General features: G+C 61.0%; 21 protein-coding genes and 1 rRNA gene. 10 read left to right on the forward strand and 12 right to left on the reverse strand.

Annotated features, from left to right (window positions below; all coding sequences use genetic code 11):
* The first annotated feature begins 126 nt into the window (after nt 1-126).
* From D0544_RS09985 to D0544_RS09995, 3 genes are all read left to right on the forward strand, one after another.
* Nucleotides 127-1167: an NADP(H)-dependent aldo-keto reductase gene (locus D0544_RS09985; RefSeq protein ID WP_125015946.1), complete on the forward strand. Its 1041-nt coding sequence runs from the start codon at nt 127-129 to the stop codon at nt 1165-1167.
* 100 nt (nt 1168-1267) lie between these two features.
* On the forward strand, nt 1268-2656 hold the full coding sequence (locus D0544_RS09990; RefSeq protein ID WP_243647281.1) for a sodium:solute symporter family transporter: 1389 nt from the start codon (nt 1268-1270) through the stop codon (nt 2654-2656).
* Nucleotides 2653-3513 (forward strand): metallophosphoesterase family protein, encoded by an 861-nt coding sequence (locus D0544_RS09995; RefSeq protein ID WP_125015792.1) that lies wholly within the window; start codon nt 2653-2655, stop codon nt 3511-3513. The genes D0544_RS09990 and D0544_RS09995 overlap by 4 nt, the downstream gene beginning before the upstream one ends.
* Before the next feature lie 51 nt (nt 3514-3564).
* Here D0544_RS09995 and D0544_RS10000 read toward each other — a convergent pair whose 3' ends face one another.
* Together D0544_RS10000 and zapE are read right to left on the reverse strand one after the other, a co-directional pair.
* Entirely contained in the window at nt 3565-4701 is a 1137-nt protein-coding gene (locus D0544_RS10000) for an acyl-CoA dehydrogenase family protein (protein ID WP_125015793.1), read from the reverse strand.
* A gap of 141 nt (nt 4702-4842) precedes the next feature.
* Nucleotides 4843-5943, reverse strand: a complete 1101-nt coding sequence (gene zapE / locus D0544_RS10005) for a cell division protein ZapE (protein WP_125015794.1) — start codon at nt 5941-5943, stop codon at nt 4843-4845.
* Between the two features lie 392 nt (nt 5944-6335).
* On the opposite strand from zapE, the gene D0544_RS10010 reads away from it, so the two are divergent.
* A complete protein-coding gene (locus D0544_RS10010; RefSeq protein WP_125015795.1) occupies nt 6336-6764 on the forward strand; it encodes a Z-ring associated ZapG family protein in 429 nt (142 codons plus the stop codon).
* Between the two features lie 87 nt (nt 6765-6851).
* Here the strand turns inward: D0544_RS10010 and D0544_RS10015 are convergent, their stop codons facing one another.
* Together D0544_RS10015 and D0544_RS10020 are read right to left on the reverse strand one after the other, a co-directional pair.
* A complete protein-coding gene (locus D0544_RS10015) occupies nt 6852-7742 on the reverse strand; it encodes an MBL fold metallo-hydrolase (protein WP_125015796.1) in 891 nt (296 codons plus the stop codon).
* A 6-nt stretch (nt 7743-7748) separates the two neighbouring features.
* Nucleotides 7749-8300 carry a DUF2058 domain-containing protein gene (locus tag D0544_RS10020; RefSeq protein WP_164880894.1) on the reverse strand — a complete coding sequence of 184 codons (552 nt, stop codon included), beginning with the start codon at nt 8298-8300 and terminating at the stop codon, nt 7749-7751.
* A gap of 147 nt (nt 8301-8447) precedes the next feature.
* Here D0544_RS10020 and cysZ point away from each other — a divergent pair, with 147 nt between their 5' ends.
* The gene (cysZ, locus tag D0544_RS10025) at nt 8448-9218 is read left to right on the forward strand and encodes a sulfate transporter CysZ (RefSeq protein WP_125015798.1); all 771 of its coding nucleotides are present in this window, start codon (nt 8448-8450) and stop codon (nt 9216-9218) included.
* A gap of 60 nt (nt 9219-9278) precedes the next feature.
* Here the strand turns inward: cysZ and D0544_RS10030 are convergent, their stop codons facing one another.
* From D0544_RS10030 to D0544_RS10050, 5 genes are all read right to left on the reverse strand, one after another.
* The gene (locus tag D0544_RS10030; protein ID WP_125015799.1) at nt 9279-10388 is read right to left on the reverse strand and encodes an NADH:flavin oxidoreductase; all 1110 of its coding nucleotides are present in this window, start codon (nt 10386-10388) and stop codon (nt 9279-9281) included.
* Between the two features lie 185 nt (nt 10389-10573).
* Nucleotides 10574-11599: an L-threonine 3-dehydrogenase gene (gene tdh / locus D0544_RS10035; RefSeq protein ID WP_125015800.1), complete on the reverse strand. Its 1026-nt coding sequence runs from the start codon at nt 11597-11599 to the stop codon at nt 10574-10576.
* 9 nt (nt 11600-11608) lie between these two features.
* Nucleotides 11609-12805, reverse strand: a complete 1197-nt coding sequence (locus D0544_RS10040; protein WP_125015801.1) for a glycine C-acetyltransferase — start codon at nt 12803-12805, stop codon at nt 11609-11611.
* Nucleotides 12806-12937: 132 nt separating this feature from the next.
* Complete coding sequence (locus D0544_RS10045) at nt 12938-15439, reverse strand: ABC transporter permease (RefSeq protein WP_125015802.1); 2502 nt, start codon at nt 15437-15439, stop codon at nt 12938-12940.
* Complete coding sequence (locus D0544_RS10050; protein WP_125015803.1) at nt 15436-16146, reverse strand: ABC transporter ATP-binding protein; 711 nt, start codon at nt 16144-16146, stop codon at nt 15436-15438. Before D0544_RS10050 ends, D0544_RS10045 begins: the two co-directional genes overlap by 4 nt.
* On the opposite strand from D0544_RS10050, the gene D0544_RS10055 reads away from it, so the two are divergent.
* The 4 genes from D0544_RS10055 to D0544_RS10070 all read left to right on the forward strand — a co-directional run bounded on the left by D0544_RS10055 (nt 16133) and on the right by D0544_RS10070 (nt 21184).
* The gene (locus D0544_RS10055; protein WP_125015804.1) at nt 16133-16759 is read left to right on the forward strand and encodes an arylesterase; all 627 of its coding nucleotides are present in this window, start codon (nt 16133-16135) and stop codon (nt 16757-16759) included. The two genes, D0544_RS10050 and D0544_RS10055, sit on opposite strands and share 14 nt — an antisense overlap.
* A gap of 130 nt (nt 16760-16889) precedes the next feature.
* Nucleotides 16890-18119 (forward strand): acetate kinase, encoded by a 1230-nt coding sequence (locus D0544_RS10060; protein ID WP_125015805.1) that lies wholly within the window; start codon nt 16890-16892, stop codon nt 18117-18119.
* A 26-nt stretch (nt 18120-18145) separates the two neighbouring features.
* Entirely contained in the window at nt 18146-20248 is a 2103-nt protein-coding gene (gene pta, locus D0544_RS10065) for a phosphate acetyltransferase (protein WP_125015806.1), read from the forward strand.
* Nucleotides 20249-20269: 21 nt separating this feature from the next.
* Nucleotides 20270-21184, forward strand: coding sequence for an acyltransferase (locus D0544_RS10070; RefSeq protein ID WP_125015807.1), 915 nt, complete (start codon nt 20270-20272; stop codon nt 21182-21184).
* Between the two features lie 14 nt (nt 21185-21198).
* Here D0544_RS10070 and D0544_RS10075 read toward each other — a convergent pair whose 3' ends face one another.
* On the reverse strand, nt 21199-21714 hold the full coding sequence (locus D0544_RS10075) for a DUF4124 domain-containing protein (RefSeq protein WP_125015808.1): 516 nt from the start codon (nt 21712-21714) through the stop codon (nt 21199-21201).
* A gap of 30 nt (nt 21715-21744) precedes the next feature.
* Nucleotides 21745-23412, reverse strand: a complete 1668-nt coding sequence (locus D0544_RS10080) for a methyl-accepting chemotaxis protein (protein WP_125015809.1) — start codon at nt 23410-23412, stop codon at nt 21745-21747.
* A 164-nt stretch (nt 23413-23576) separates the two neighbouring features.
* On the opposite strand from D0544_RS10080, the gene D0544_RS10085 reads away from it, so the two are divergent.
* Nucleotides 23577-24533 carry an LpxL/LpxP family acyltransferase gene (locus D0544_RS10085; protein WP_125015810.1) on the forward strand — a complete coding sequence of 319 codons (957 nt, stop codon included), beginning with the start codon at nt 23577-23579 and terminating at the stop codon, nt 24531-24533.
* Between the two features lie 364 nt (nt 24534-24897).
* Here the strand turns inward: D0544_RS10085 and rrf are convergent.
* Nucleotides 24898-24971 (reverse strand): 5S ribosomal RNA (gene rrf, locus D0544_RS17485); the annotation flags it as partial.

The following is a 24971-nucleotide window of genomic DNA, read 5'->3' on the forward strand; positions in this document are numbered from 1 at the left end:
ATATAGTGTAGGAAACGGGAGCGCTATTATACTCAGGGAGGCGGAGAAAAAAAGCCCCAATCGCGCTTTTTTTTCCTCACACGCCATGCTCTTATAATCGTCTCGACGATGAGGAGCGATGTGACGATGTTATATGGAGATCTTGGCGGTACCGGACTGAAAATCAGCCGTTTGTGTCTGGGAACCATGACCTGGGGCGAGCAGAATACCCCCGAAGAGGGCTGGCGGCAACTGGATATCGCCCGCGCCCATGGCGTCAACTTTATCGATACCGCCGAGCTCTACCCGGTCCCCCCCAAAGCCGAGACCTATACCCGCACCGAGACCATCCTCGGTCAATGGCTCAGCCGCCAGTCCCGGCGTGAGGAGCTGGTGATCGCCACCAAGGTGGCGGGGCCCGGCGAGTGGGTGAGTTACATGCGCGAGTCCGGTGCCCGGCTGGACCGGGCCAGCGTCATCGCCGCCTGCAACGCCAGCCTGAAACGGCTGCAAACCGACTACATCGATCTCTACCAGGTGCACTGGCCGGAGCGCAGCACCAACTTCTTCGGTCAGCTCAGCTACCAGCACCAGCCCGGCGATGACGGCTACCCAATCGAAGAGACCCTGTCGGCCCTTAACGAGCTGGTGCAGGCTGGAAAAGTGCGCCACATCGGTATCTCCAATGAAACCCCCTGGGGGACCATGGAGTACCTGCGCCAGGCCGAGCGTCACGGCTGGCCAAGGCCCGTGAGCATCCAGAACCCCTACAACCTGCTTAACCGCAGCTTTGAGGTCGGGCTGGCCGAGATCGCCCACCGTGAGCAGCTGGGGCTGCTGGCCTACTCACCCCTGGCCTTCGGCACCCTCAGCGGCAAGTACCTGCACGGAGCCCAGCCCCCCCAGGGACGCCTGACCCTGTTCAGCCGCTTCAGCCGCTACAATAACCCCCAGGCCGTCAAGGCAACCGAAGCCTACGTCGCCCTTGCCAACGAGCGGGGGCTGGACCCGGCCCAGATGGCACTGGCCTATGTCACCAGCCGTCCCTTCGTTGACAGCAACATCATTGGCGCCACCACCGAGGAGCAGCTCCTGAGCAACCTGGCCAGCATCGACCTGGCGCTGGATGAGCAGACGCTGGAGGAGATTGAGGCGATCCATACTCGCCAGCCCAACCCCGCGCCCTGATCATCACCCCGAAACAATTGTGGCGCCGGCGGGGTCTCTCTCTTCAGGCCTCGCCGTCGAGGTACCCGCGCGCCCACTCACCATTTCAAAGGGGACTCCCGTGAGTTTTGAACTGACCTTGATTGCCGGCCTCATTGCCCTGGCCTCCCTGCTCCTCTCACGCCGCACCAGCAACCCTGACACCTTCTTTCGCGGCCATTCTGAACAGGGAACAGCACCGGGGCTCTGGACCCTCGTATTCTCCCAGGTCACCACCTGGATCTTTGCCCGTTCGCTGCTCAATGCGGCCATTCTCGGCTATTACTACGGGATCTGGGGAACGCTCGCCTACGCCCTCTACTACCTCTCCTTCATTACCGGCGGCATCATCATCGACCAACTGCGATTCCGTCACGGCTTCAACAGCATCCAGGCGTTCCTGGAGGATCGATTCGGCAACTGGGGTAGCCGCTGCTACAACCTTGTGATTGGGGTTCGCCTGATCAGTGAGGTGTTTGCCAACCTGCTGGTGATCGGTATTCTCTTCGGAGCGGTCGGCAGCCAACTTTATACCGCTGCCATTATCGGTTTTGCCGCGGTGACCCTGCTCTACTCCATGCTGGGTGGCCTTCACGCCAGCCTGCGCACCGACCTGTTACAGATGCTGGTGTTTATCGCCACCCTGGCACTACTGATAGGGCTGGCTACCCACAGCGGCGTCCTAAGCCTGGATAACCTGCTTTTTAAGGAGTTCCAGATTAGCGATCCCGGCCCGGTACTGATGTTGGTAGCCCTGCTGCAGGTGTGGAGCTACCCCATGCACGACCCGGTGATGATGGACCGGGGGCTGCTGGCCGACCGCCCGACCACCCGCAAAAGTTTCCTCCACGCCGCCTGGATCAGCATCCTCTGTATCCTGGCTTTCGGCTCACTGGGCATTGTCGCAGGGGCACAGGCCCAGAGCGGCGAAGCGATGACCGACGCCCTGCAGCGCCTGTTGGGAGACCTGCCGATGCTGCTGTTCAATGCTGCCCTGGTGATCTCGGCCATGTCCACCCTCGACAGCACCCTCTCCAGCTCCTCCAAACTGGTGATCATCGACATGAAGCTGCTTCCCACCCGTGTCAGCAATGGCCGCGGGGTGATGCTGCTGTTTATGCTGCTGGGGGTCTGGCTGGTCTTTGTCGGCAATAAAGACCTGTTCAGCGCCGTCGCCGTCAGCGGTACCGCCTCCATGTACCTGTTACCCGTCATCTTTTTCTCTCTGCTGGGCGGGCGTCGCGACATCCCCCTGTGGAGCTACCTGGGCAGTTTCGCCCTCGCACTTGCGGGTGCTGCCCTCTACTTCACCGAATCCTCCGGCTACAGCCAACTGATGGGCGATGCCCATAAATACAGCAAGTTGCTGCTGATCTGCCTGGTGGTGCTGGTCGGTGGCTGCACACTCTTTGCCCTGGGAGTGGTCACCGGCGCCCGCCAGCGCCTGGCCAATGAAGGGTCGCCTGCATGAGCCCTTTCAAGCTGCCCGGGCCGGGCCCCCTGCTGGTTTTTGGCGGCCCCTACAGCAACCTGGAAGCCACCCGGACCCTGCAGGCCCGGGCCGAGGCGCTGGGGGTGCCTCCCGAGAACTGCCTCTGCACCGGCGACCTCATCGCCTACTGCGCCCGCCCCGCAGAAACCCTCGACGCGATTCAGGCGTGGGGCTGCACCAGCATCATGGGCAACTGTGAAGAGTCGCTGGTCCAGCAGGCCGCCGATTGCGGCTGTGGCTTCGAAGCGGGCAGTGCCTGCGACGCACTCTCCCAGGGCTGGTTTCGCTTTGCCCGTGCCCGCATCAATGAGCAGCAGCGGGCGTGGATGGCCACCCTCCCCCAACAACTGCAGTTTCGCTGGCACCAGTTTACGGTGACGCTGGTCCATGGTGCCCCCTCCCGCATCAACCGCTTTCTGTTCGCCTCCAGTGAAACAGCGGAAAAACAGAAGGAGCTGGAGTCGAGTGGCGCCCAGCTGCTGCTGGCCGGTCACTGCGGGCTCCCCTTTGGGCAAACCATAGCCGGGCCCGAAGGCTCAAGATATTGGCTCAACAGCGGCGCCATTGGCATGCCCGCCAACGACGGCACCCCCGACGGTTGGTATCTGCTGCTGGAACCGGAGGGGGATAGCGTTCGCGCCAGCTGGCACCGGCTTCCCTATAACGCCCCTTCCGAGCAGCAGGCGATGAGGGCGGCAGGACTGGACAACGGCTATGCCTCCGCCCTCACCAGTGGTCTCTGGCCCAGCATGGATGTGCTGCCCGAGCCCGAGCGCCTGCAACAGGGCACCCCCCTGCAACCCCAAGCGCTAATGCTCACCCCGAATACTCCATGAAAAAGGGGCATCGAACGATGCCCCTCGGGTAGCGCTACGAGCTGCTGAGTATCAGAGCGCGCGGGCGATGATCTCCTTCATGATCTCATTGGTGCCGGCGTAGATCTTCTGTACCCGGGCGTCGGCCCAGGCACGCGCCACTGGGTACTCCCACATATAGCCGAAGCCGCCGTGCAGCTGCAGGCACTCATCGATCACCCGGCACTGCACCTCGGTGGCGTGCAGTTTGGCCTTGGCGGCGGTGGGCACATCCAGCTTGCCGGCCACGTGCAGCTCCAGGCACTTGTCGACGAACACCCGCGCCACGGTCAGCTCGGTATCCATCTCCGCCAGCTTGAAGCGGGTGTTCTGGAACTGGGAGATGCTCTTGCCAAAGGCCTGCCGCTCCTTTACGTACTCGCGGGTCTGCTCAAAGATCGACTCGGCGCTGGCAATGGCATTAACCGCCACTGACAAACGCTCCTGGGGCAGCTCCTGCATCAGGTAGATAAAGCCCATCCCCTCGGCACCCAACAGGTTCTCCCGGGGCACCCGCACATCCTGGAAGAAGAGTTCGGAGGTGTCCTGGGCCTTCATACCGATCTTTTCCAGGTTACTGCCCTTGGTAAAGCCGGCCATGCCCGCCTCCACCAGCAACAGGCTGGTGCCCTTGGCGCCCGCCGACGGGTCGGTCTTGGCGACCACCACCACCAGGTCGGCCAACTGGCCGTTGGTGATGAAGGTTTTGGAGCCGTTAAGAACGTACTCGTCTCCGTCCAGCACGGCGGTGGTCTTGATCCCCTGCAGGTCGGAGCCCGCCCCCGGCTCGGTCATGGCGATGGCACTGACCATCTCACCGCTGACCAGCTTGGGCAGGTACTTCTGCTTCAACTGCTCGGAGCCATAGTTGAAGAGGTAGGGAACCGAGATATCGGAGTGCAGGCCAAAACCGATTCCAGAGAGGCCAAGGCGCGCGATCTCTTCATCCACAATGGCGTTGTAGCGAAAATCGACCCCCACCCCGCCGTACTCCTCGGGGATGGTCGGGCACAACAGTCCCTGCTCGCCGGCCTTGCTCCAAAGGGCCCGGTCGACCTGACCCTCTTTCTCCCACTGCGCGTGGTAGGGCACAGCCTCCTGTTCGAGAAACTTGCGTACGGAGTCGCGGAATAGCTCCTGGTCGGAGTCGTAGACGGTTCTTGGAATCATTGTTCGCCTCGATAGTCAGTAGGGATGGAGCCGGTCGCCTCGCAGGGCGCGCCGGTAGATGTTTCCACTATAAGGGGCAAACGGGAGAAAGGGGCTGGCCAATCCACTCAAACGGATTGGCCATTTTTAATGCAGGTGCCCTCAGGCTTTGTGCTCGAGCGCCAGGTACTCGTGGGACTGCATCTCCTGCAAGCGGCTCTTGGTGCGCTCAAACACGAAGGCCAGCTGGGTGCCGACATAGAGCTCCTCCACCGCGACTTCGGCGGAGATGATCAACTTGACTCCACGGTCGTAGAACTCATCCACCAGGTTCACGAAGCGCCGCGCCTGGTCATCCTTGCTGCCATCCATCTGCGGCACGTCGCTGAGCAGGATCGCATGGAAGATGCGCCCCAGCTCGATGTAGTCGTTCTGGCTGCGGGGGCCGTCGCACAGCTCTGTGAAGGTAAACCAGGCCACATCGTCACACACCTGGACCGAGAGGATATCGCGCCCCTCGATCTGCAACACCTCACCCCGATGGACATGCTCCACATCCGGGGTCAGCTGCTCAAAACTCTGCTGCAGGCTGTCCTGGGCCGCCTCCCCCAGGGGGAAATGGTAGATCTCCGCCTGCTCCAGTACCCGCAGCCGGTAGTCGATGCCACTGTCGACATTGACCACAGTGGTGTGCTGCTTGATCAGGTCGATGGCGGGCAGGAATTTGGCTCGCTGCAGGCCATCCTTGTAGAGGTCGTCGGGGACAATATTGGAGGTAGCCACCAGCGTCACCCCCAGGTTAAAGAGCTCGCTGAACAGCCCTGCAAGGATCATCGCGTCAGTGATATCGGTAACAAAAAACTCATCAAAGCAGATCACCCGGGCCTCACCGGCAAAGCGGCGGGCAATAATGATCAAAGGGTTCTTCTCCCCTTTCAGGTCGGTCAGCTCATGGTGAACCCGGCGCATGAAACGGTGAAAATGGGTGCGCATCTTCTGCTCGAAGGGAAGACTGTCGTAGAAGGTGTCCACCAGGTAGGTTTTGCCGCGCCCCACACCGCCCCAGAAGTACAGCCCCTTGAGTGGCTCCGGGCGCTTCTTTTTCAACAGTCCCTTGATCAGCTGGCGCTTCCCGGGCTTGGCGGTTTGCGCGACCAGATCGTCGTAGAGCCGCTGCAGGTGGCGCACCGCCTGTTCCTGGGAGGCGTCGTGGGAAAATCCCTCGCGTTGAAGATCCTGCTGGTAGCGTTCCAAAGGCGTCATGAAAAGTTCACCGTATTTACTGATACACCCGGATCGGGCCTCAATGAGCGGCAGATCGCTCTGCACATCGAAAGTGGGGCGCACACTCTACCCCCAGCGTAGGTTTTAGGCAAATGACCCCGTCCCCCTGAACTGTCCCCCGGATAGTCCGCCAGTGTGGCCAAGCCCGCCCGCTGGGTAAAGGCTACAAATGTATAACACAGCGATACCCCAGGGCCCCTGTACAGGGGAGGGAAAAGCCTTTAACTTAAGGGCTGCGGGGGATATACACCCTCTCCCCCCCACTCCCCCGCCGCCAACAGCACTGGGTTGCAGCGGGGCGGTGTGTAAAGTTACGGATAAATCGAGGCAGAAGCGTGGAAGATACCAACAGTTTGTGGGTTTTAGGCTCAATGGCATTTGTAGGCGGCATCATCGCCGGGGTACTGCTTTACCACATGCTGCGAGGAGGCTCCCCCCAGAACAGCCGGGTCGAGGAACAACTGAGGACCATGGAGTCCCAGTTCAAGGATTACCAGGAGAAGGTCTCCGACCATTTCAGCACCACCGCTCACCTGGTCAACAAGCTGACCGAGAGCTACAAGGATGTGCATGAGCACCTGGTGGCCAGCTCCGAGCACCTGTGCACCGACGAGCTGACCCGCCATCGCCTGAGCGATTCCCTGCTGGCCAGCAGCACCCTGCTGTCGAAAAACGACAATGAGGATTCCCCCCGCCCCCCGCTGGATTACTCCAACAGCAAGGGCACCCTGTCCGAGGAATTTGGGGTCAAGAAAAAGGACCTCAGCGATACCCAGGAGATCAAGGAGAAGCAGGCCTGACGAAGGCCGCCCCTCTCCCAGCTACACAAATCAGGGCGCCTAGGCGCCCTGATTTTTTTGTGGCCCGCCCGCTGACGGCTTCACCCTTCAACGCAGCGGCCAGGCGCTGAGCACCCCCGCCTGGGCCATCGGCTCCTGCGGCTGATAGCGCCCGCGCTCATCGCGGACGATCCGCGCCGCAAAGCAGTCAGGATCGTGACTAAAAAAGAGCCACCCCCGCCGTTGCTGTAGGGACTCTAGCAGCTGCGTCTTCTCATCGATCAGCTGCTCCGCCGCCCGGTCATACCCCATAGTGATGGGAAGGTTGACCCAGGGGGTGGCGGGCACCAGGTCAGCACCGTACACCAGCGGCCCCTGCCCGGTTTCGATCTCCGTCAGCAGCATTCCCGGGCTGTGGCCATCACTGCGGATAAAATGGTAACCGGCTCCCAGTTCCGGGGCCTGCTCCCCCTCCACCAGCCGCAGCCGGCCACTGGCTTCGAGCAGCTCAACCAGCTCGGGTACATAGGAAGCGCGATCCCTCAGGTGCGGCGCCCGGGCGCGCTGCCACTGGTCACGCCCGGTCAGGTAGAGGGCGTTGGGGAACAGCAGGCGCGGTGCCACCCCCTCCTCCCAGGCCGCCAGCAACCCACCGGCGTGGTCGAAGTGGAGGTGAGACAGCATTACCAGATCGATATCCCCATCGCTGAGCCCTATCTCGGCCAGCCCCTTAAGCAGGCAGTGCTCCCGCTCCACCACCCCGTAACGCGCCGCCAGGGTGGGCTCAAAAAAAGCACCAATACCGGTTTCAAAGAGCAGGCGGCGCACACCGTTGGGCCCGCGTTCCTCCACCAGCAGGACATTGCAGGCGAGTGGGATACGATTCAGCTCGTCGGCTGGCACCCAGCGGGACCAGAGCGCCTTGGGTGCGTTGCCAAACATCGCACCGCCATCGAGACGCTGTGAGTTACCCCTAAGGGCGATAAAGCGGCGCTCCATCAGCGGTCACCACATCAGGTCGTCGGGAATCTGGAAGTCGGCATAGGGGTCATCGGGGTCGGGCTCGCTGTGGCTGTTGTCGGCCTGGGAGAGAATCGCCTCGGGCAGGCGCTGCACAATCTTGTCCGCCGCCCCGGCCGGGATCATCACATGGCGGCCCTCCAGCTCGACAACCGCCAGTCGTCCAGCGGAGAGGGCTTTATGCTGTTGCTTGTCGACTGCGATCTTCTTGATTTTGCCCGCCACCACAAAGTTGTAGTCGATCTCCCCGGCGGGGCGAATGGCGTTGCAGGCGATGATCTGCTTCACCTGCGCCACCAGCTCCTTCTGCTTGCGCTCCGCTTCGCGCTGCAGGTTAATCTCCCGGTCTCGACGCCTCTTCTCCTCCCTCGCGGTCTGGGCCAGCACCCGGGACTCATCCACGATCGCCGCCTCGCCCACCTTTTCGTTCTTGCGGTTATCCCGCGCCTTACGCTTATCAGCCTTTTGCGCCTGCTGAACCTGTTTCTTGTTGACCAACCCCTGCTTCAGTAGTTGGTCACGCAGTGATCCACTCACAATACCCTCCAGACGGGTGCCATTCGTAAAAGCACCAGTTTACCCAATCCGGAGGTGCCCTGTCAGTGGATCATGCGCCGGTTTGCGATTGGCCCACGCTCTGGCATAGACTGCTTCGATCGAAGGCAACCTAGGTGAATACATCCCATGCTGGATCTGGCCAGAGGCGGCAGCGCCTTTCTCGCGGGTTTTGGGCTCCTGACCCGACCCGGGCTGCGGGGGTTTGTGGTGGTCCCGCTGCTGATCAATATCGTGCTGTTTTCGCTGCTGATCTACGTCGCCAGTGACCAGTTCTCGACCTGGGTACAGCGGGCACTTGACTGGCTGCCCGAATGGCTCTCCTTCCTCGACTGGCTGATGTGGCCCCTGTTCGCGCTGACCATTGTGGTGATTCTCTTCTTCTCCTTTACCATCGTCGCCAACCTGATAGCGGCCCCTTTCAACGGGCTGTTATCCGAGGTATGCGAGCGCCAACTACGCGCCGAGCTGGGGGAGCCCGGGCAGGAGATCCCCTTCAGCTGGAAGGAGCTGGGATTGATGGTGCCCCGCACCCTGGCCCGGGAGGTCACCAAACTGCTCTACTTTGCCCCCCGTGCGCTGCTGCTGCTGATCATCAGCTGGATTCCGCTGCTGAATCTCGCCGCGCCGCTGCTCTGGGCCCTGTTCGGCGCCTGGACCATGGCGATCCAGTACATCGACTACGCGGCGGATAACAACCGTATGACCTTCAAAGAGATGCTGCTCGCCCTCAAGCGTCGCCGCCTGCTTTGCCTCGGCTTCGGCGGCTGCGTGTCGCTGCTGATGCTGATCCCACTGATCAACCTGCTGATCATGCCGGCTGCGGTGACCGGCGCCACACGCCTCTGGGTCAGTGAACGCCTGCTTAACGAGACGCAAATCACCCCCTCCCACCGCTAGCACTTCATCAAAAACGGCGCCCGAAGGCGCCGTTTTTGATCGCTCAGGCTCAGTGAGCGCTTACACCAGCTCCATCAGCGCCTTACGGCTGAAGGGGATAATCTCCTGCTGACGCCCTTCGCGAACCTTGCTGGCCCACTCGCCATCCACCAGCAGCGCACGACCGACCGCCACCAGATCGAACTCGGCCTTATTGAGGCGCTCGATCAGTCCATCCACCCCCGAGGTGTCGGCCACGGAGTCGTTCTCCACCATGTATTCGAGGAAATCGCTGTCCAGCCCCACACTGCCGACGGTGATGGTAGGCTTGCCGGTCAGCTTGCGGGTCCAGCCCGCCAGGTTGAGGTCAGAGCCCTCAAACTCGGGCAACCAGAAACGGCGGGTACTGGCGTGAAAGATATCCACACCCGCATCGGCCAGGGTCGTCAGGAACTGCTCCAGGCGCTCAGGGGTATCACACAAACGCGCACTGTAATCCTGCTGCTTCCACTGGGAGTAGCGGAACTGGATCGGGTAGTCGGGGCCAACCGCTTCGCGCACCGCCTTCACCAGCTCAACCGCAAAGCGGCTGCGGTTCTCGAAACTGCCGCCGTACTGGTCGGTGCGCTGGTTGGACCCCTCCCAGAAGAACTGGTCGATCAGGTAGCCATGGGCACCGTGCAGCTCGACGCCGTCGAAACCGATACGCTTGGCATCCGCCGCGGCCTGGGCAAAGGCGGCGATCACCTCGTCGATATCCTGCTGGGTCATCCCCTTCACCACCCGCTGGCCATCCTTCTCTTTGTCCATCGGGCCATAGCCTGGCACTTCGGGATCGGGGTCCGTGCCCAGACGGCGAACCGCCCCTACGTGCCATAACTGGGGGAAGATCTTGCCGCCCTCTGCGTGCACCGCGTCCACGACCCGCTTCCAGCCGGCCAGCGCCTCTTCACCGTAGAAGTGGGGCACGTTGGGGTAACCGTTGGCGGCAGCGTGATTGACCACGGTACCCTCGGTGATGATCAGGCCAACCGAGTTGGCGGCCCGGCGGCGGTAGTATTCCACCACCGCATCGGTGGGAACACCGCGGGGGGAGAAACTACGGGTCATGGGGGCCATGACGATGCGGTTGTTGAGTTTCAGCGGTCCCAATTCGACCGCTTCAAACAAGACGTCGGTATTACTGCTCATTCAAAATCCCTCAGGTATAGGCACGGGCCGCAGCGAGGCGCCCCGTGGGGTGTGTTCAGGCAAGCAAGTGCGCAGGCCACTAACATAGGGGCAGTACCCCCCCGATTCAATGGCGAGGGGCTACTATCAGCGCGCTGAATAGCGGCGCATAGCGGGAAGGGTTAGGGGCCTCGTGGATGAGCGGCCTAGCTCCAGTCGAGGATCACCTTGCCCGACTGGCCGCTGCCCATGATCTCAAACCCCTGCTGGAACTGGTCGATGGGGAGGTGGTGGGTGATGATCGGCGACAGGTCGAGGCCGGACTGCAACATGGAGACCATCTTGTACCAGGTTTCAAACATCTCGCGCCCGTAGATTCCCTTCATCACCAGCCCCTTGAAGATCACCTGGTTCCAGTCAATCACCGTGCCGCTGGCGGGAATGCCCAAAAGGGCCACCTTGCCCCCGTGGTTGAGGTTCTCCAGCATCTGGTTGAACGCCTGGCCATTGCCGGACATCTCCAACCCCACATCGAAGCCCTCGACCATGCCCAGCTCGCGCATCACCTCCTCGAGGGTTTCGCGGGCCACATTGACCGCCCGGGTCGCTCCCATCTTACGGGCCAGCTCGAGACGGTACTCGTTCACATCGGTAATCACCACGTGGCGGGCCCCCACATGGCGGGCGATGGCCGCAGCCATGATACCAATGGGGCCGGCGCCGGTGATCAACACATCCTCCCCCACCATATTGAACGAAAGCGCGGTATGGGCGGCGTTGCCGTAGGGGTCGAAGATGGAGGCGAGGTCATCGCTGATGTCATCGGGGATCGGGAACACGTTCACCGCCGGGATCACCAGGTATTCGGCGAAGGCACCGGCGCGGTTGACCCCCACCCCCTGGGTATTTCGGCACAGGTGGCGGAAGCCCGCCCGGCAGTTGCGACAATGTCCGCAGGTGATGTGCCCCTCTCCGGAGACCCGCTGTCCCACCTTGAGTCCGGCCACCTCGATTCCTATATCGGCAATTTCGCCAACAAACTCGTGGCCGACGGTCATCCCCTGGGGGATGGTCTTCTGCGCCCAGTCGTCCCAGTTATAGATATGCATATCGGTGCCGCAGATCGCAGTCTTGCGTACCCGGATCAGAACATCGTTGTGTCCCATCTCCGGCATCGGCTTGTCATCCATCCAGATCCCCTGTTCGGGGTGCAACTTGGCCAGGGTCTTCATAGTGCTCTCCTAGTGAATGACGCCGAGTTCACGGCCCACTTTGGCAAAGGCCGCAACGGCACGGTCGATCTGCTCCCGGGTGTGGGCCGCCGACATCTGGGTACGGATGCGTGCCTGCCCCTTGGGCACCACCGGGAAGGAGAATCCGATCACGTAGACCCCCTCCTCCAGCATGCGCCCGGCAAACCGTTTGGCGAGGGACGCATCCCCCAGCATGACCGGAATGATCGGGTGCTCACCGGGCACCAGCTCGAAACCCAGGGCCTCCATCTGCTGACGGAAGTAGGCGCTGTTATCCCGCAGGCGCTGGCGCAGCTCATCCCCCTCCGACAGTAGCTCCAGCACCCGGATGGACGCTGCTGCGATCACCGGCGCCAGAGTGTTGGAGAAGAGATAGGGGCGGGAGCGGTTGCGCAGCCAGGCCACCACTTCGCGGCTGGCGGCGGTGTAGCCGCCGGAGGCGCCTCCAAGGGCCTTGCCCAGGGTGCCGGTGATGATATCCACCCGCCCCATCACCTCACAGTACTCGGGAGTACCACGCCCCTTGTCGCCGATAAAACCAACGGCGTGGGAGTCGTCGACCATCACCAGGGCGCTGTAACGATCAGCCAGGTCACAGATCCCCTTGAGGTTGGCAATGGTGCCATCCATGGAAAAAACACCGTCGGTGGCGATCAGTTTGTAGCGCGCTCCGGCGGCATCGGCCGCCTTGAGCTGCTGCTCCAGATCTGCGAGGTCGTTATTGGCGTAGCGATAACGCTGTGCCTTGCACAGGCGCACGCCGTCGATAATGCTGGCGTGGTTAAGGGCGTCACTGATGACCGCGTCCTCCGGCCCCAGCAGCGTCTCGAACAGGCCGCCGTTGGCATCGAAGCAGGAGGAATAGAGGATGCAATCCTCCATCCCCAGAAACTCGGCGATGCGTGACTCCAGCGCCTTATGTACATCCTGGGTCCCACAGATAAAGCGCACCGATGCCATGCCATAGCCATATCGCTCGAGGGCCTTGCGCCCCGCTTCGATCAGGCGCGGATCATTGGCCAGCCCCAGGTAGTTGTTGGCGCAGAAGTTCAGTACATGGGCGCCGCCACTGACCTCGATATCCGCCTGCTGCTGCGACACAATCACGCGCTCATCCTTATAGAGCCCGTCGCGCTCCAGCTGGGTCAGCTGTGCCTGCAGGTGATCGTTAAATGATTGGGGCATAGATCCTCCAGATAAGGGAACAGGTCCATCAACAGGCCTGCAGTATAGCACCGCCCCCCCTATCCCCCTGTCGTGGAAATTACCTAACCTACCGCCTTCAAACGCGGCAGGGCGTTTCGGCTACGGCCCCGGTCAGAGCTCGCGCAATACCCCTAAGGGAGAGCGAGTCACCACCCTCCGGGTTCCCCACCAGCCCGCGCCCCCCACCAGCAGGGCTCCCAACAGTGGCAGCGCCAGCCAGTAGATGGGGTGCCAACTGAAGGCGATATCAAACACCTCTTGGTAGAGTACAAAACTGATGGTTTCGGTCCCCAGTGCCGCCACTACCCCCGCCAACGCCCCCAGTAGCAGAAACTCACTGATGTGGCTGGCACGGATCTGGCCGCTGCGCGCCCCCAGGGTTCGCATCAGGGCCCCCTCCTGCAGGCGCTCATCCAAACTGGCCTGCATGGCCGCGAAAAACACCGTAAAACCGGCGCACAGGACAAACAACAATACATACTCCACCGCCAGCGACACCTGGTCGACGATGCCCCGGATCTGCTGGATCACCACCTCCAGATCCAGCACCGTAACCGACGGAAAGGCCCGAATCAGCTCTCGACCGACTTCGGGGTTGTCCAGCGGGCGATGGAAGCTGGTCATGTAGGTGGAGGCGAAGGGTTCCAGCACACCCGGCGCAAAGACCATATAGAAATTGGGCCGAAACGACTCCCACTCGACGCTGCGCAGGTTAGCCACCTCGGCTTCGAGGTTGACTCCGGTGATGCTGAACCCCAGCCGGTCGCCCACCTCGATGCCCAAACGCCGGGCTAACTCGGCCTCCACCGACACCAGGGGCGTTGTCTGCTCTGTCCCCTCGTTCCACCAGCGACCACTCACTAAGCGGTTGGTTTCTGGAAGCCCGACCGACCAGGTGAGATTGAGCTCTCGCCGGAGGGCGTTACTGCCGCGCCCCTCTTCGCTGACCACCTGCCGGGCAGGCTCCCCGTTGATCTGGGTTAAACGCCCCCGCACCATCGGGAAGACTGCGCTTCGAGCCAGCTGGCGCTGGTCAAGGAACTGCTCCAGCGCCTCGACCTCCTCGGTGAGGATATTGACGGCAAAGACGTTGGGGGTATTTTCGGGCAGCTCTGCCTGCCAACGCCCCACCAACTCGGTACGGATCATCACCACTACCGCCATCGCCATCAGAGTGATACCGAAAGCCAGCACCTGTCCCACCGTCACCTGGGTATTGCGCAGAAGATGGTTAAGGCCGAAGCGTAACGCAACACTCAGGGTACGGGTGCGCAAGCGGTGCACGGTCACGCGCAACAACAACCCCAGCAGCCCCCCGAGGGCCAGTGCCGACATAATGACGCCGGCGAGGATCGCCAGGGTCAGCTGCACACTGTTGGTATAGCGCCACATCAGCAGCATCAGGCAAAGGATCGCGGAGCCGTAGATCAGCCAGGCTTGCGCCGGCATCGGCGTCAGGTCGCGCCGCAACACCCTGAGGGGTGGCACCTGGCGCAATCGCACCACCGGTGGCAGGGCAAAACCCGCGAGGGTGACCAGGCCGGTGGCCAGCCCCAGCCATACCGGCTTAATGCCCAGGCCCGGCAACTCGCCCGGCAGCAGAGGGCGCAACAGCTGCACCAGCCCCTCCTGCAACCCCCAGCCCAGCAGCAGCCCAAACAGGCTGCCAAACAACCCCAGCCAGAGCAGCTGCAGCAGGCTGATCATCAGCAGGTCACGCTGGCTTGCCCCCATGCAGCGCAGCATGGCGCTCATATCGAAGTGGCGCTCGCTGTAACGGCGTGCCCCCATGGCAATGGCCACCCCCGCGAGCAGTACCGCCACCAGGCTGGCCAACCCCAGATAGCGTTCGGAGCGCTCCAACGCACGACTGATCGCGGGCCTTCCGCGCTGCAAGGTGATCAGCTGCTGGTTATCGCTCAGCTGCGGTGTCAGCCAGGTCAGGTAGCGTTCCAGCGAGGGGGAGTCCCCCGCCAGCAGCAGGCGGTACTCAACCCGGCTGCCGGGCTGAAGTACTCCGGAACGCTCCAGGTCCTCCATGCTCATCAGCAACCTCGGGGCCAGGCTGTAGAAATCGCCCCCGCGATCCGGCTCATAGACCAGCGCCCTCGCAGCTGTCAGCGCGGTTATACCCAACTCCAGGGATGCGCCGGGCTGCAGCTCCAACAGGCCAAACAGGCGCGGCTCCAGCCACACCTCCCCCACAGCGGGAACTCCAGAGGTGACCTGTCCCTCGGCAAAGGGTTGTGGAGCCGTACGCAGCTGGCCTCGCAAGGGGTAGGCGGCGTCAACGGCTTTCACCGAGGCCAGCTGCATCGCCTCGCCGGCCAGCACCACACTGCGAAATTCTGCGGTCGTCGCCACCAAGAGGCCCTCTGCACGGGCCCGTTGAACCCAGGGCGCAGGGATCGTTTGCGAGCTGGCAATCACCCGGTCAGCCCCCAACAGTTCAGTGGCCTGCTGCCCCATGGTGCGCTGCATGCGATCCGTGAAAAAACCGATCGCCGAGGTCGCCGCCACGGCAATAATGAGCGCCACCAGCAGCAGGCTGACCTCGCCGGCGCGGCCATCTCGCAGCAGCAGGCGCCAGCTTAAACGCAACCAGCGCTTCATGAGGCCTCCACTCCGGTCGTCTGTAGCGCCCCCTGCTGCAGCGACAACCTCCGCTCACAGCGGGTGGCCAGCTGCTTGTCATGGGTGACCAGCACCAGAGTCGCCCCCTGCTCCCGGTTCAATTCAAACAGCAGGTCGATGATGCGCTCACCGGTCGCGCTGTCAAGGTTGCCGGTGGGCTCATCGGCAAACAGAATATCCGGGCGCAGGGCAAACGCCCGCGCGATAGCAACCCGCTGCTGCTCCCCCCCCGACAGCTGACGGGGGTAGTGGCTGAGCCGCCGCTCCAGGCCAACCCGCTCCAGCAGCGACTCCGCCTGATCGACGGCGTCGTCGCGACCGGCCAGCTCCAACGGTAGCATGACGTTTTCCAGTGCAGTCAGGCTCGCCAGCAGCTGGAAGGTCTGGAATACAAAGCCGACGTTGTCGGCTCGCACCCGAGCCCGTTCATCCTCGGTCATTGAGCTGATGCGATGGCCCGCCAGCTCGATGGTGCCGCTACTCGGGTTATCAAGCCCGGCCATCAGCCCAAGCAGGGTGGACTTGCCCGACCCGGAGACACCGACAATAGCCACACTCTCCCCGCACTTGATCTGTAGGGAAATCGGCGACAAGATGGTCAGGTCCCCCGCCGCAGTGGTGACCCTCTTGGTCACCTCCTGGAGGATGATTGCGGGGGGCTGAGGAGATTCAGTGCACTTATCCATAAGACTCCTGACGGGGCTCGTGATTGTTTTGCTCAGCCTGGGCCGACCGGCGCTGGCTTCGGCTGAGACGCTGCTGGTACTGGGTGACAGCCTGAGTGCAGGCTATGGCATCCAGCAGGAGCTGGGTTGGGTCAGTTTACTGGAAAAAAAACTCCAACGGCAAAACTCTGCCTTTGAGGTCGTCAATGCCAGCGTTAGCGGTGAAACCACCGCCGGCGGCCTGCAACGGCTTCCCTCTGCGCTGGAGCGCCACTCTCCGCGCTGGGTTCTGGTCGAACTCGGGGCCAACGATGGCCTGCGGGGGGGTAACATCAACAGCATGCGCAACAACCTGGCGGCCATTCTTGAACAGGTCAAACGGGCCGGTGCCCAACCGATCCTGTTTGAGATGATGCTACCACCCAACTACGGAGCCACCTACACCCGCCTTTTCCAGCAAAGCTTTAGCGATCTCGCCAGCCGCCACGACGTTCCCCTGGTCCCCTTCTTTCTCGCCGACGTGGCCAATGAGCCCCACCTGCTGCAGGAGGACCGGATGCATCCCACAGAGGCCGCCCAGCCTCTGATCCTTGACCGGGTGTGGCCCGTGCTTGAGCCTCTTTTAAACAATTGAGCGATCATAGCGGGATTTTCGCGTTCAAATCCGTATAATTCGCCCCATTTCCCTTACCCCCGACCCAGTTTCAGGGCGGCGGGGGGAACCATCTATACTGGTTTAGCAGTTCTCTCATGCAAAGGAAATTATGACCTCACCTAACGTACTGATTTTTAACTGCGGTAGCTCATCACTGAAGTTTGCCCTGATCGATCCCATCTCCGGCGTGGAGGTGATCAGCGGTTTGGCGGAGCGGCTCGGTGAGGAGCTGGCCTCTATCCGCTACAGCATGGGGGGCATGAAGCAGCGGCTGGAACTGCCTGGCGCAGATCACCAGGAAGCCTGCGCGCAGATCCTCGGCCTGCTCACAGAGGCAGGACTCAAACAGCAGATTGGTGCAATCGGCCATCGGGTGGTCCATGGCGGCGAGCGCTTCAGGGAGTCCACCCTGATCGACGCGCAGGTGATGGACACTATCCGTGACTGCCAGCGGCTTGCTCCCCTGCATAATCCCGCCAACCTGATCGGTATTGAGGTAGCCCAACAGCACTTCCCGAGCCTGCAGCACGTAGCGGTGTTCGATACCGCCTTCCACCAGAGCATGCCGGCAGAAGCCTACCTCTACGCGATTCCCTATGCGCTCTATCAGCAGCACGCCGTGCGCCGTTATGGTTTTCATGGCACCAGCTACCGCTATGTCAGCCAGCGTGCGTTGGAGCTGCTGGAGCTGCCGACCGACCACTCGCTGCTCTGCGCCCACCTTGGTAACGGCAGCAGCGCCGCCGCCATTCGCAGCGGCAACAGTGTGGACACCACCATGGGCCTCACCCCCCTGGAGGGGCTGGTGATGGGAACCCGCAGCGGCAACGTCGACCCCAATCTGTACGACTTCCTGGCCAGCGAGTGCGGCTACAGCTTGCAGCAGACATCGCGCATGCTGAACAAGGAGAGCGGCTTGCTGGGACTCTCCGGCCTGAGTAACGACATGCGAACTCTGGAACAGGCGGAGGCCGAAGGTAATGAGCGGGCCCGCTTGGCCATCGATATCTATGTGTTCACCCTCGCGCGCCAGTTAGCCGGTCTCGCCACCAGCCTGCCACACCTGGATGCCCTGGTGTTCACCGGCGGTATCGGTGAAAACTCATCGCGTATCCGCGAGGCTACCTGCCGCCGCCTGTCGATCCTCGGCATTGACATCGATCTCGAGCGCAACGTTGCCAACGGAGCCCAAAGCCAGGGACGCATCAGCGCCGATAACAACACCCCTGCCGTGCTGGTGATCAACACCAACGAAGAGCTGATGATCGCTCGCGACACCCATCACCTGGTTGCCCAACAGGTCGCTGATACTGAGCCGTCACCCTCCCGTCACCACTAATTACGCTTTCAGGAAATCCTATAGCCATGCATACCTTCTTTATTGCCCCCACCAGTTTTGGCGTCGGTCTTACCTCGGTCTCCCTGGGACTGGTGCGGGCTCTGGATAACGTCGGCCTGCGGGTCGCTTTCTGCAAGCCCATCGCCCAACAGCATGCCACCGACTCGGGCCCGGAGCGCTCTACGCTACTGATCCATCAGGTGATGGGGCTCACCCCCTCCGACCCCATCACCCTCGAGCGCGTCGAGGACCTCCTGGGTGACCACAAGCGAGATATCCTGATGGAGCAGATTGTTGGACTGTTCCAGAAAAGCGCCGACGATGCCGATGTGGTGATCGTTGAGGGCCTGGTGCCAACCCGGCAGGCGCCCTACGTCACACGACTCAATGCCGACATCGCCAAAACCCTGGGTGCGGAGGTGATCCTGGTCTCCGCCTCCAACGAGGACTCCCTCGATATGGTCGCCGACAAGCTGGAGATCGTCAGTGACAGCTTCGGAGGGGTCAGTAAAAAGCGGGTGCTGGGGTACATCATCAACAAGATGTCCCAGGAGGCCTTTAGCCAGCACTCCCCCGGTGCCCCCCACGAGATCGTCAAGCTAGACGCCTTCCGCAACAAGCCCCTGATGCCGATCGGCTACATCCCCTGGGATGACTCCCTCGCCTCCCCCCGTACCAAGGATGTTGCACAACTGCTCAACGCCCGAGTGCTCAATGAGGGGGATATCGCCCAGCGCAGGGTTACCTCCCGGGTGTTGTGCGCGCGAACCGCCGCTAACATCACCCACCTGCTTAAACCTGGCGCCCTGATCATCACCCCCGGGGACCGGGATGACATTATCCTGGCCGCTTCCCTGGCCTCCCTCAATGGTGTGCCTCTGGCGGGTTTACTGCTGACCAACGGAATCATGCCCGCCGACTCCATTATGGACCTGTGCCGTAAAGCAGTGCAGAGCAGCGGGCTGCCAGTGATGCTGATCGAGACCAACTCCTACAACACCGCCACCAAGCTCGACCGCATGAACAATGAGGTACCGGTGGACGATGTGGATCGGATCGAGCGGGTGATGGACTCGGTCGCCTCCTGCATCAACGCCGAATGGCTCAAGGAGCGCTGCGGCCACAACACCGAGCCGCGTCTGTCCCCCCCGGCCTTCCGCTACCAGTTGGTGCAGAAGGCCCATAACGCCCATAAACGCATCGTGCTTCCCGAAGGCAACGAACCCCGCACCATCCAGGCCGCGGCGATCTGTCACCAGCGAGGCATTGCCCAGTGCATCCTGCTCGGCAAGCCCCAGGAGATCCAGACCGTCGCCGAGGGTTGCGGCCTCATCCTACCCGACGACCTCGTCATCATGGACCCCGACGTTGTGCGTGGCCGCTACATTGAACCCATGGTGGAGCTGCGTAAAAACAAGGGCCTCAATGCTCCCATGGCCGAGTCCCAGCTCGAGGACAATGTGGTGTTGGGAACCATGATGCTGGCCCTGGATGAGGTAGATGGCCTGGTATCCGGCGCCGTTCACACCACAGCCAACACCATTCGGCCGGCCTTCCAGCTAATTAAAACCCGCCCCGATACCCAGATCGTCTCCTCGATTTTCTTTATGCTACTGCCTGATCAGGTGCTGGTGTACGGCGACTGTGCCGTTAACCCGGACCCCACCGCCGAGGAGCTGGCGGATATCGCCATCCAGAGCGCCGAGTCAGCCGCCGCTTTCGGTATACCACCGCGGGTTGCGATGATCAGCTACAGTACCGGTACCTCAGGTTCCGGGGTGGACGTTGAAAAGGTGCGCAAGGCAACCGAGCTGGCCCGCAGCAAGCGCCCCGAACTCCTGATCGACGGCCCCCTGCAGTACGATGCGGCGGCGATCGAAAGCGTGGCCCGCAGCAAGGCCCCCAACAGCCCGGTGGCCGGGCGCGCGACAGTGTTTATCTTCCCCGACCTCAATACCGGTAACACCACCTATAAGGCGGTGCAGCGGAGTGCAGACGTGATCAGCGTGGGGCCGATGCTGCAAGGGCTGCGCAAACCGGTTAACGACCTCTCCCGGGGAGCCCTGGTAGATGATATCGTTTACACCATCGCTCTCACGGCTGTGCAAGCTGAGCAAAGCCACCACTAACGAATACCCAAAACTGACACTATGCTCACTTTCCTCCCTCCCTTTGTGCGCGGCATCATCGCCGCGCTGATCCTCACCACCCAGACACTGCTGCTGGTTCCGCTGCTGTTGTTTGTTGCGCTGCTGAAACTGCTCCTGCCCATTCCACCACTGCGGGTCTTCTGCACCCGGGTAGGCATCGGCATTGCAGAGATCTGGATCAGCATCAACAGCGGCTGGATGCGGTTAACCCAGAAGCTGGAGTGGGATGTTGAGATGCCGGAATCGCTGAACACCGACTCCTGGTACCTGGTAACCAGCAACCACCAATCCTGGGCTGATATCACCATCCTCCAGCACCTGCTCAACCGCCGCATACCCATGCTGAAGTTTTTCCTTAAGCAGGAGCTGATCTGGGTTCCGGTGATCGGCCTGGCTTGGTGGGCGCTCGATTTTCCCTTTATGAAGCGTTACACCCAGGAGTACCTGCGAAAACATCCCGAAAAAAAAGGCAAAGACCTGGAGACCACCCGTAAGGCCTGCGAAAAATTCAAGCATACTCCGGTGGCAGTTTTTAACTTCCTGGAAGGCACTCGTTTTACACCCGCCAAGCATGAGCGGCAGCAGTCCCCTTTCCAGCACCTGCTGCGCCCGAAGGCGGGGGGGATTGGCTTTGTACTGGGGGCAATGGGGGAGCAGCTCGACACCCTATTAAATGTCACCATCTACTACGCCGACAGCCCGGAGTCCCACCGTCCCAGCTATTGGGACTTCCTTTGCGGCCGGGTCAACGGCGTAGTGGTGCGCATGGCGCAGCAGCCGATCCCAGCAGAGTTCCGTGGCGGCGACTACCTCAATGATGATGGCTATCGTGAGCAGTTCCAGCTATGGGTTAACCGCCTGTGGGAAGAGAAAGATCAGCAGCTCAGCGAGCTTGCCTGTAACAAAACAGCCTAGCGGCCATTGGGGGGTCAGGGATCACCGAACCCCCTCACAATCCCATTCTTGAATCGAACCTCGCGGGGCCAGCCCTCAGAACGCACTCCATAGTGCCAATACTCGAACAGATCGCCCTGATCGTTCCAAAAGCTGCGTCGTGAAGGTTCGGATCGGCGGTTGGCCGCCAGTACCTGCTCCTTGGTCATACAGAGTTTGATTCGTCCCAGACGCACAGCGGTGGTAATCTCGTGAACGTCGGGACAATAATCAGGCCTCTGGGGCTCTCTTGCGGGTCGGTTGACCCGTTCGGGAGGTTCGCGCAGCGGGGCGACTCCGGTCGTATAGGGCGGCGGAGAAACCGGGTCACTCTGCTGGATCTCGGGCAGAATCACCGCTTCCGCGTTGGGCCCGCAGGGCTGGTCCGCATAGCGCACTCCATCCTCATCGACACAGCGGTACACCTCAGCCTCAGCCCCCTGCACAACCAAGGCGAGCAACACCAGGAGCCGGGGGAGCCGGCCAAGGTCCCACGCTACTGTGCCGGCCATGCTCTTCACCTCCCTCAGCGCTGGGCCCTGCTAGCGCTGCACTTTGAACTGGCCTACCAGCGACTGCAGGGTGGAACCCAAACTATGAATGGTGCCGGCACCGCTGGCGGTCTCTTTCAGCCCGGTGGTGGTCTGGCTGCTGATATCCGAGATGCGGGTAACATTGCCATTGATTTCGTCGGCAACCGCCGTTTGTTCCTCGGCGGCGCTGGCGATCTGTGTAGTCATATCATTGATGGTGTTGATGGAATCCACGATCGACTGCAATGAATCGCCCGCCTGGGTAGCCTGCTCCACCGAGCGGTTACTCTGCTCACGGCTGGCGGTCATAACGGTCACCGCACGAGCGGCTTCCTGCTGTAAGCGGTTGATCATCTCCTGGATCTCGGCAGTGCTGTCCTGAGTTCGACTGGCCAGGGTACGCACCTCATCAGCCACCACCGCAAAGCCTCTGCCCTGTTCACCGGCACGGGCCGCCTCGATAGCGGCGTTGAGTGCCAGCAAATTGGTCTGCTCGGCTATGCCTCCGATCACTCCCAGTACCGACCCAATGTTCTCGGTCTCGGTTTCAAGGGTCTTGATCACACCGGCGGCCTCATCAAGACGTTCATCGAGAGAGCGAATGGAGGAGATGGTGGCGTTAAGTACCTTCTGGCCTGCAACCGACTCCTGGTGCGCCTGGTTGGCAGCACCAGCGCCCTCACTGGCACTGGAAGCCACCTCCTGGGCTGTTGCGCTCATCTCATTCATGGCGGTGGCCACCTGCTCGACTTCAGCGTGTTGAGAGGCCATGGCGTCGCTTTGCTGGCGACTCTGGGTACTGATCTGGTTAGAGGCCGAGGAGAGCTGCTCTGTCACATCCGTAACTTGGCAGATGATGTCATGTATCTTGTCGGCAAAGCGGTTGAAGGCACCGGCCAATTTGTCCATCTCGGTGTTGCCATCCACTGTGAGGCGGCGGGTAAGGTCGCCATCCCCCTCGGCGATATCCTCCATCACGGCGACCGAGGCGGTAATCTTTGATACGGTCTGACGAACCATAATCAAGCTGATGGCAATGACAGCAATGGCTGTCAGTAGGGCAGCACCAAACAGCCAGCCCAACGTGGTCTTCAAACTGGCGGCAAAGTTGGCTCGTTGTCGAGCAACCAGTTCATCGACATCGCCGATGTAAAATCCGGTACCCAGCATCCATTTCCACTTATCAAGGCCAATCGCATAGCTCAGCTTAGGCTCGGTCTCTTCGCTGCCGGGCTTGGGCCACAAATAGGTGTAGAAATCCCCACCGCGCTTAGCGATGGCGATCAGGTCCTTAATCACATATTGACCGTTGGCATCCTTGAGGTTGGAGAGGTCTTTACCCTCGAGCGCCGGATTGGGCCCCATGGCCACGTTGATAGCGTCATAGTTGTAACCAAACACATAACCCGACTGGTCTTCATCAAAGCGCAAGCGCCGAATCACTTCCTTGGCACCCTCCTGGTCATCCGCATCATAGTAAGGCTTGATCGCGGTAAGGGTCATATCAATATAGTTTTTGAGCTCAGCCTGCTTGCTGGCCATGATCTCGGAGCGAAAACTTTGCACCTCCTGATCTTCCAGCAACTGCAAACGCCAACCGGTGACCATCATTACAATCAGCGTGATCAGCAGCAACGGCACGGTGGTTAACAGTAGTATTCTCGCTTTGATGCTCATTATTGTTCCTCGATCCCCTTTGGATAGCTGTGACACGGCTGTCTGGGGGTTAACGGCTAAATTAGTAATTTCTTGATACTATAGAACACTTACGTCGAGCGCGGCGGAAACAAAGTCAACTACCCCATACCAACAGCAAAAAGCATTACACCGAGGCCCTTTGAGTGGTAACTAGCAACACATCCACCCCCCACCAAGACTACCTTCACAGCTACCGTTTCCAGTGGCGCTTCCTACTGCCTAATTATTGGGGGGTTTGGCTGCTGTTCACGCTCCTGTTTATTATCGGACGACTACCGCTGCCCGCCTTGATCGGGTTGGGCAAGCTGATCGGGCGGCTGTTCTACCGTATCGGGGGCAGCCGCCTGCGCATCACCCAAACCAACATCAGGCTATGTTTCCCAGAGCTCACAGCAGAAGAGCAAGAGCAACTTATACGTAAAAACTATGAAGCGCTGGGCTTTGCACTGCTCGAGCCGGGGCTTATCTGGTGGTGTAGCCTGGGCCGTCTCAAGCGCATAAGCCGTGTCAGCGGCTATGAAGAGCATATCAAGCCGCTTCTTGCCCGCGGGAAGGGTGTCATCCTGTTCGGCGTGCACATGACCTGTATCGAGGCCATTGCTCGCCTGGCGGGCGTCTCCGGTGTGGCGTACAACATTCTCTATCGGGTTCATGATAACGCCCTGTACGAGTACCTGACGGGCGTTATGCGGCGCCGAACACTGGGTCGATTCATACCCAGAAAGGAGGTCAAGTCGATGCTCCGGTTCGTGAACCAGGGCGAGATCGGGATCATCCTCCCGGATCAGGATATGGGTAGAAAAAGAAGCATCTGGACACCTTTTTTTGGTATCCCTGCAGCAACCATTCCGGTCACCTCAGACTATGCTCAACAGACCGGAGCGACCGTTGCTATGATCCAGTATTACCGTGACGAAAGGGGTCATTACGTTCTGGATTTTAGCCCCCCGCTGGACAACTTCCCCACCGGGAACCTCGAAGCCGACACTTTGCGGGTAAACGGCATGATTGAGGGGTTTATCCGCCAGCACCCTGAGCAATACCTTTGGCAGCACCGACGCTTTAAGCACCGCCCTGAGGGTGAAGCAAAACTGTACTAAAGGGAATCCGCCCCTAGGGGGACACTGACTAAAAAGGGGACAGGTCAGTGCCTAGCCCTTTCCTGCTGGACCAATAGCTCCTCAAACCCTCGGCCCTCTCTCCTTTTTCCCGCCCCTGGTTACAACCCTGTGCCTTGCGGTGAACCTGGTCTTTGAAGTCGCATAACCTGCGTATGCCCTTTCACCAACAGTGAGCTACCAAAGGCGACTGCGCAACGTTACGAAGGTTATGGAGTGACTGGTAGGCATGGGGAAGGGAGCATTAGAGGTGGTAGAGGGTAAAAGGGAACCTAGCGCGGGCACAGGAGGAGGATTCAAGGCATAAAAAAACCCCGACCTGTGCAGATCGGGGTTTTGTGTAAAAGCTTGACGATGACCTACTCTCACATGGGGAAACCCCACACTACCATCGGCGCTAAGAGGTTTCACTTCTGAGTT

It is taken from the genome of Aestuariirhabdus litorea (assembly GCF_003864255.1).
GTDB classification, from domain to species: domain Bacteria; phylum Pseudomonadota; class Gammaproteobacteria; order Pseudomonadales; family Aestuariirhabdaceae; genus Aestuariirhabdus; species Aestuariirhabdus litorea.

Bases quoted from the DNA above. Each gene is read 5' to 3' on its own strand.
- D0544_RS10060 (WP_125015805.1), top strand. From the start codon at position 16,890: ATGACCTCACCTAACGTACTGATTTTTAACTGCGGTAGCTCATCACTG.
- D0544_RS10030 (WP_125015799.1), bottom strand. From the start codon at position 10,388: ATGAGCAGTAATACCGACGTCTTGTTTGAAGCGGTCGAATTGGGACCG.
- pta (WP_125015806.1), top strand. From the start codon at position 18,146: ATGCATACCTTCTTTATTGCCCCCACCAGTTTTGGCGTCGGTCTTACC.
- D0544_RS09995 (WP_125015792.1), top strand. From the start codon at position 2,653: ATGAGCCCTTTCAAGCTGCCCGGGCCGGGCCCCCTGCTGGTTTTTGGC.
- cysZ (WP_125015798.1), top strand. From the start codon at position 8,448: ATGCTGGATCTGGCCAGAGGCGGCAGCGCCTTTCTCGCGGGTTTTGGG.
- D0544_RS10040 (WP_125015801.1), bottom strand. From the start codon at position 12,805: ATGCCCCAATCATTTAACGATCACCTGCAGGCACAGCTGACCCAGCTG.
- D0544_RS10000 (WP_125015793.1), bottom strand. From the start codon at position 4,701: ATGATTCCAAGAACCGTCTACGACTCCGACCAGGAGCTATTCCGCGAC.
- D0544_RS09985 (WP_125015946.1), top strand. From the start codon at position 127: ATGTTATATGGAGATCTTGGCGGTACCGGACTGAAAATCAGCCGTTTG.
- D0544_RS10010 (WP_125015795.1), top strand. From the start codon at position 6,336: ATGGCATTTGTAGGCGGCATCATCGCCGGGGTACTGCTTTACCACATG.
- D0544_RS10050 (WP_125015803.1), bottom strand. From the start codon at position 16,146: ATGGATAAGTGCACTGAATCTCCTCAGCCCCCCGCAATCATCCTCCAG.
- tdh (WP_125015800.1), bottom strand. From the start codon at position 11,599: ATGAAGACCCTGGCCAAGTTGCACCCCGAACAGGGGATCTGGATGGAT.
- zapE (WP_125015794.1), bottom strand. From the start codon at position 5,943: ATGACGCCTTTGGAACGCTACCAGCAGGATCTTCAACGCGAGGGATTT.
- D0544_RS10080 (WP_125015809.1), bottom strand. From the start codon at position 23,412: ATGAGCATCAAAGCGAGAATACTACTGTTAACCACCGTGCCGTTGCTG.
- D0544_RS10070 (WP_125015807.1), top strand. From the start codon at position 20,270: ATGCTCACTTTCCTCCCTCCCTTTGTGCGCGGCATCATCGCCGCGCTG.
- D0544_RS10045 (WP_125015802.1), bottom strand. From the start codon at position 15,439: ATGAAGCGCTGGTTGCGTTTAAGCTGGCGCCTGCTGCTGCGAGATGGC.
- D0544_RS10015 (WP_125015796.1), bottom strand. From the start codon at position 7,742: ATGGAGCGCCGCTTTATCGCCCTTAGGGGTAACTCACAGCGTCTCGAT.
- D0544_RS10075 (WP_125015808.1), bottom strand. From the start codon at position 21,714: ATGGCCGGCACAGTAGCGTGGGACCTTGGCCGGCTCCCCCGGCTCCTG.